Origin of the sequence: Streptococcus sp. HMSC074B11, from assembly GCF_001808705.1 — a bacterium.
Taxonomy (GTDB): Bacteria; Bacillota; Bacilli; order Lactobacillales; family Streptococcaceae; genus Streptococcus.
The window spans coordinates 28,496-35,554 of the sequence record NZ_KV794260.1; the positions used below are offsets into that span (position 1 = coordinate 28,496).

Annotated in this window: 4 protein-coding genes; all 4 read left to right on the forward strand. The window is 42.0% G+C overall.

Annotated features, from left to right (window positions below; genetic code table 11):
- The coding region (locus HMPREF2619_RS03290; protein WP_070458989.1) for an SIALI-17 repeat-containing surface protein at nt 1-3,958 on the forward strand (3,958 nt) is incomplete at its 5' end.
- A gap of 115 nt (nt 3,959-4,073) precedes the next feature.
- Complete coding sequence (pabB, locus tag HMPREF2619_RS03295; RefSeq protein ID WP_070458991.1) at nt 4,074-5,798, forward strand: aminodeoxychorismate synthase component I; 1,725 nt, start codon at nt 4,074-4,076, stop codon at nt 5,796-5,798.
- Complete coding sequence (locus HMPREF2619_RS03300) at nt 5,799-6,416, forward strand: alpha/beta fold hydrolase (protein WP_070458993.1); 618 nt, start codon at nt 5,799-5,801, stop codon at nt 6,414-6,416. It begins immediately after the preceding gene.
- 49 nt (nt 6,417-6,465) lie between these two features.
- A partial coding sequence (locus HMPREF2619_RS03305) for an excalibur calcium-binding domain-containing protein (RefSeq protein WP_083279580.1) occupies nt 6,466-7,059 on the forward strand: 594 nt, incomplete at its 3' end.

A 7,059-nucleotide genomic window follows, 5' to 3' on the forward strand; every position in this document is an offset into this window, starting at 1 on the left:
TGAGCCAACAAAACCAACATTTGAAGGTGGCGTCAATGGCCCAGGTACGGTAGCTGAAAGCTTACCAGAGTATACACCAGATTTTAGCAGTCAAAGTGGCCTTCCAGAAGTCCACGAGAAACCTGCCTTTACAGGCGGTGTATCAGGCGAATCTTTGGTTGAGCCAACAAAACCAACATTTGAAGGTGGAGTTAATGGAGAAAGCACAGTAGCAGAAGTCTTGCCAGAGTATGAAGGAGGCGCAGTCCCAGTTGACACACTGAAACAGGAACATCCTGAGTTCACAGGCGGTGTATCCGGCGAATCCTTGGTTGAGCCGTCTAAACCAATATTTGAAGGAGGCGTAGTCCCAGTTGAAACCTTGAAACAGGAACGCCCAGAATTTACAGGTGGCGTATCCGGTGAATCTTTGGTTGAACCGTCTAAACCAACATTTGAAGGTGGGGTCAATGGTCAAGGAGCAATAGCTGAAGCCTTGCCAGATTATGAAGGAGGCGCAGTTCCAGTTGAAATTTTGAAACAGGAACTCTCTATCTATAGTGGTGGCGTTAATACCACTGAAGCGCTCGTTCAAGATGCAAACCCGACTCTACATGTTGAAGTCCGAAAAGAGTTGATTCCTAAACAAACTAGGGAAAAGATTGATCCAGACATGCTTGTCGGTGAAACAAGAATTGAGCAAGTCGGTCAAGATGGTGAGAAAGAGATTGTTACCAGCTATGAGGAAAAAGATGGGAAACGTATTTCAGAGCCGAAAGAAACAACACGGATTTTAAAAGAAGCTAAAGATCAGGTTATCATCCGTGGCAGTAAGGAAAAAGAAGAAATTAAACCTGAACCTGTCCTAACTCTTTCAAATATTACTGGAAATTCGATGGGCCGTTCAGCTCGCTTAAGCTATAACTTGGACAAGGTAGATGGCGTTACCGTTTCAAAAATCAGTGCCACTATTAAAGCCAAGGGGCTAGAGGAACAGACTCTGGACTTGACGAGTGATCAGCTGGAAGCAACAGTTGACAATCTGAAACTTTACACGGACTACACTATTTCTACAAGGATGGTCTTTAATCGTGGTAAGGGTGAGGAGAGCACTCTGCTTGAGGACCAAAATCTCCGTCTAGAGCTTAAAAAGCTGGAAATAAAAGATATCAAGGAAACAAGCCTTGTCAAGGTTGAAAATGGCAAAGAGTCTGTGATTCAGCACTTGACAGAAGTGCCAAGAAACTTGGAAGACTATTACCTCAAGATTAGTTCAGAGGACCATAAGACCAGCCGTTTAGCCATCAAGTCTATTCAAACTGGGAGAATTGATGGAAAAGAATATTATAAGGTGAATGCTGAAGCAACTGACTTGATTCAACGCAATGATCAGAAAAATTTTGAAGAAGGCTTTAGCTACTATCTGGCTAAGTCAAGTGCTGATTCTCCTACGATTGCTGGTGTAAAAGAATACGCTTATCAGGATATCCAAGATTATGATAGCCACCATGATCAAGCCTATCGCAACCTTGAAAAATTACAGCCTTTCTACAATAAAGAATGGATTGTAAATCAAGGAAATAAACTGGATCTTGATCACAATCTAGCCAAGAAGCAGGTAATCTCTGTTATAGCCATGAAAGAGAAAGACTTTGTAACGGATCTTTCAGTGGCAGACCATATCATGGTTCATTATGCAGACAAGACCAAGGATGTATTTGCGATTAGTGCTCAGAATTCTGGCTTGATTGCTGTTAAGGAATATAAGATTGCTGACTTAGATGTGCTTTATACTCCAGATATGCTGGTTAAGGACCGTTCAGCCCTTGTTAAGGACTTGACATCTATCCTGAAAACAGTGGACTTACAGTCGGATGGAGTTTATCGAATCCTAGATGATCAAACCACTAGCCTTGATAAGAAGGTTGAGGCTGTGAAGAATTGGTATCTGGAAGAAAGATTTGCAGAGGTCAAAGCGCAGCTAGGAAGCCTGGTTGATAAGTTACTTACAAATCTAGACTACCAGTGGAATGATTCGCCTACTAGAACTGCTACCTTGAAGAAAAAAGTTCAGGACAATCAATCAGCTATCATGCTGGGACTTGCTTATCTTAATCGCTATTACGGTATCCGATTTGCGGATTACAATCTGAAAGAACTCATGCTCTTTAAACCAGATTTTTATGGGCAAAATGTGGATATCTTGGATCGATTGATTGAACTTGGTTCAAGAGAGAACAACCTAAAAGGTGACCAGACTCATGAAACTTTTGCTAGAGTTCTAGCCAAGGATACAAAATCTGAAGATTTACATGCCTTCTTAGACTACAACAGACAGTTATTGACGACTGACAAGGATATGAATGACTGGTTTGTGAATGCCACCAAGGGCCATGTGTACATAGCCGAGAGAGCTTCGAAGAATCAAGAAATTGCAAATCGGAAGCATCGGGCTTATGACAATCTTAATAACTGGTTGCATCGCAATATGATTCTGCCTTTGTTGAATGTTAAGAAGGCACAGATGTTCCTGATTTCCAACTACAATACCATTACTTTCGGATCAGCTGATAAATCTGGCAAAACCATAGATCAGATGAAAGCTGACATCGACCTAGTAGCGGACCGTCAGTTGACTTACTTGGACTTTTGGTATCGACTTGCTACTGATGAAGTTAAAGACCGTATGGTTAAGAGTGACTTTAATGTAGCTACACCAGTTTGGGAAGGCTATCGCGTTGATGGACGTGGCTGGGTAGAGCGTTATGGACATACCAGTGGTATGGAAGACTACGCGCCAATTCGTGAGGTATTTGGACCAGCAGATCGCTACTATAAAGACAATAAGCTAGGAGCTTATGCATCTATCTATCCAAAGATAAATGCCAGAGATGCTGTTCATTTTGTGGAAATCGATATGATGAGTGAGTATGGCTTGTCTGTCTACACCCATGAGACAACTCACGTCAACGATCGTATTGTCTATCTGGGTGGTTACAAACATCGTGAAGGAACCTATGTAGAAGCCTATGCTCAGGGGATGCTCCAGTCACCGGCTGAGGAAGGTCATCAGGGTGAGTACGGCGCCCTCGGTATAAATATGGCTTACATGCGACCAAATGATGGGGACCAATGGTACAATCCAGATCCGACCAAGTTGCAAACACGCCAGCAGATTGACCACTACATGAAAGGTTATAATGAGGCCTTGATGCTTCTAGATTATCTGGAAGGAGAACGAGTTCTCGCTAAGAATGATCTTGCTTTGAAGAAGGCTTGGTTCAGCAAGATGACCAAGCAAATGCGTCATCAGGACCAGGATAATAAACTCCTTGCTCCAAACCAGTGGGACTATGTCCGTCCATTGACAGATGAGGAAGCCAAGACTCAGCTAAATTCTGTGGATGACTTAATCAAAAATAACATCATCACCAATAGGCATTACCAAGGAACTTATCGACCAGAAGAACTCAAGACAGCTTATGTCAATGTCAAGATGGTGGATGCTATCTATGGTGGGAATACCAGTCAGGGAGCTCCTGGAGCCATCTCCTTCAAGCATAATGCCTTCCGTATGTGGGGTTATTATGGCTACGAAAATGGTTTCCTAGGTTATGCTTCTAATAAGTACAAGGATGAGGCGTTAAGCGAGGGGCATGACACCCTTGGAGATGATTTCATTATCCAGAAGGTTTCGAAAGGCAAGTTCCAGAACTTAGAAGAATGGAAGAAGACCTGGTTTGATGCTATTATTGCTAAGGCAAAACGAGGAATCCATAGTTTTGAAATTGATGGTCAGCAAATTGATTCTTACGAGAAATTGCAAGATTTATTTGACCAAGCAGTAGAAACGGATTACCGAAACTTTAAGTATGGAGGCTCAGTTGCCAACTATACAGTAGCTCTGAAGAAAAAAGTCTTCCAAAAACTATTGCAGGTTACAGATGCCTTTTCCTTCGAACTCTTTCCTAAAGGATAGATAAAAGAGAGTGTGTTCAGATTTTCTAAGGAAGTGAAAACTACTTTAGCATTCTCAAAGAATAAAATTGCCAGATCTCCTGTTTGGGGTCTGGCTTTTATGGTATACTTAGGATATGCATAGAAAAACAGTGATTGATTTTAGGGCTTTGGGCGAGCGATACACCTTTACCCGACCGATCAAAGAGTTAAAAACCAGAGATTTAGCAGAAGTGGCAGACTTATTAGCTCAAGTGGAAAACTACCAAGAGCAAGGCTATTATGTGGTAGGTTATATCAGTTATGAGGCTGCGCCTGCTTTTGAGGAAAAATTAGCAGTTCACAAGGCGCCCTTACTGGGAGAGTATCTCCTCTATTTCACTATTCATGACAGCGCTGAAAAATCTAGCATTCCTCTGACTTATGAGGAGGTGGATTTGCCATCAAACTGGCAGGAAGTAACATCTGCTGAGGACTATGAAAAGGCAATTGCTCAGATTCATCATCATTTACGACAAGGAGATACCTATCAGGTCAACTATACGGTTCAACTCAAGCAGGAGTTGTCTGCCAATCCTTTTGCTATCTACAATCGTATGGTTGTCGAGCAGGAAGCTGGTTACAATGCTTACTTAGAGCATGACGACATGGCAGTGATTTCCATGAGTCCAGAACTCTTTTTTGAGCAAAATGGCCGTGAATTAACGACTCGCCCTATGAAGGGGACGACTAAACGGGGTCTGAACGACAATGACGACTTGAAAGAGGCCGCTTGGTTGGAGCAAGATTCCAAAAATCGCTCAGAGAATATGATGATAGTGGACCTCTTGCGCAATGATATGAACCGTATTTCTGAAGTCGGAAGTGAGCATGTGGAGCGTCTGTGTCAAGTAGAGCAGTATTCTACAGTTTGGCAAATGACTTCGACCATCAAGAGTCAGTTACGACCGGATATTGACCTAGTTGAAATTTTCCGATCGCTCTTTCCATGTGGCTCTATCACAGGAGCTCCCAAGATAGCAACCATGGAAATTATCAAGAACTTGGAACCACAAGCGCGTGGAGTTTACTGTGGAACTGTTGGTCTCCTACTTCCAAATGGAAGACGGATTTTCAATGTGGCTATTCGTACCATTCAACTGCATCGAGGGCAAGCCATCTATGGAGTTGGTGGTGGCATCACTTGGGATAGTACTTGGAAGTCAGAATACCGTGAAGTCCAGCAAAAGGCTGCTGTTCTTTACCGAAAACAGCCTCGCTTTCAACTGATAACGACAGGGAAAATCAGCCAGAAAACCTTTCTCTTTGAAAATCAACATCTAGAAAGACTACAAAAGGCTAGTCGTTATTTTGCCTTTCCTTTTGATGCAGAAGACTTGAGACAAAAGATAGAGGAAGAGTGCCAAGCTTGTGACCTCCATCAAGACTACCGTTTGCGAATCAGTCTCAGCAAGTCTGGAGAAATAGAAATTGATCGACAAGTATTGACACCACTTAGTTCTAGCTTCTGTCAGGCTAAACTTTGTCTGCAAGAAGCTGATTTGGAGCAGGCCTTTATCTACTTTAAGACGACACACCGACCGCATTTGACAGTGGGAGAGCAGGAAATCATCTATCACACTGCTGATGGAAAACTGCTAGAAACCTCTATTGGGAATCTGGTCTTAAAAATGAATAGCAAGCTCTATACCCCACCTAGTAGTCTTGGCATTTTACCAGGGATTTATCGCCAGCATTTACTTGAAATCGGGCAGGTAGAAGAGAAAATCTTGACCGTAGAAGATTTGAAACAGGCAGAAGTCATTTATGCTTGTAATGCAGTAAGGGGCTTATATGAGTTGTCAGTAAAAAAGGAGCACTAAATGAAACTAATATTTTTACACGGTTTGGGACAGTCAGCAGATAGTTGGAAAGAAGTTCAGGATTTGCTAACAGATTATCCCTCTGAAGCCCTAGACTTATTCCCTGCTGGAGTTGCTAGCTATCAAGAAGCTAAGGAGCGCATTTATCAGCGCTTAACAGTGGAAACAGAACCTTTTGTCCTAATCGGTTTGTCCTTAGGGGCTGCCCTTGCATTGGAGCTTTCAAGTTATGATATACCAAACCTTCAGGCCTTGGTTTTGTCAGGTTGCCCACTGAAACTAGCAGGTAACATTCCTTTTTACATTCAGTTGCTGATATTTAAACTACTCCCAAAAAGGATATTTGAGAAACAGGGAGCAGATAAAGCTCTTATGGTTGGAGTTTCTGAGGAATTAAAAACACTTGATTTAAGAGAGAGTGCACGGAATTGTCCCTATCCAAGCTTGTTAATTTGTGGTAGTCAGGATAAGCCTAATCTCAGTTCAATGAGAGCTATTCAAGAACTGATGCCAGATTCTCAGTTTCAGATCATCCCTGACGGCCCTCATGTTTTGAATAGGGCAAAACCAAAAGAGTTTGCAGAAATAACTAGAAGTTTTCTTGAATTGCAGAAATAAGTTTGATAAAATAATATTGAGATTGATATTATAATTTTAGGAGAAAATCATGAACAAACGTCATTTATTAAAACTAGGCCTAGCTTCTTTACCTGCTCTAGCTTTGTTTTTACATCCAGTTGTGGCAGATGAAAGTATCCATTTTTCAAGCTGTAAGGAAGCTTGGGAGAATGGTTATGCAGATATTCATAAGGGAGAACCAGGGTATTCTGCTACTCTAGATAAGGATCATGATGGGATTGCCTGTGAATCGAAGAATGCGCCTAAGGGTGTTTTAAAAGAGAAAAAGTCGAGTACATCACAAGCTAACACCAATGTAGCACCTACCCCAAGTGTAGCAGCTGAAAGTGGCTGGGTTCGTCAGAATGGGTCTTGGTACTATTTTTCTGAAAATGGGAAACCAGTAACAAATACTTGGCAGGGTGCTTACTACCTCAAGTCAGATGGAAGAATGGCTGAGAATGAGTGGGTATACGATAACTATTACCAAGCCTGGTATTACCTCAAATCAGATGGATCTTATGCACGCAATACTTGGCAGGGAAGTTACTATCTCAAATCAGATGGTAAGATGGCTCAGGGTGAATGGATTTATGATTCTTACTACAAAGCTTGGTATTACCTCAAATCAGATGGATCTTAT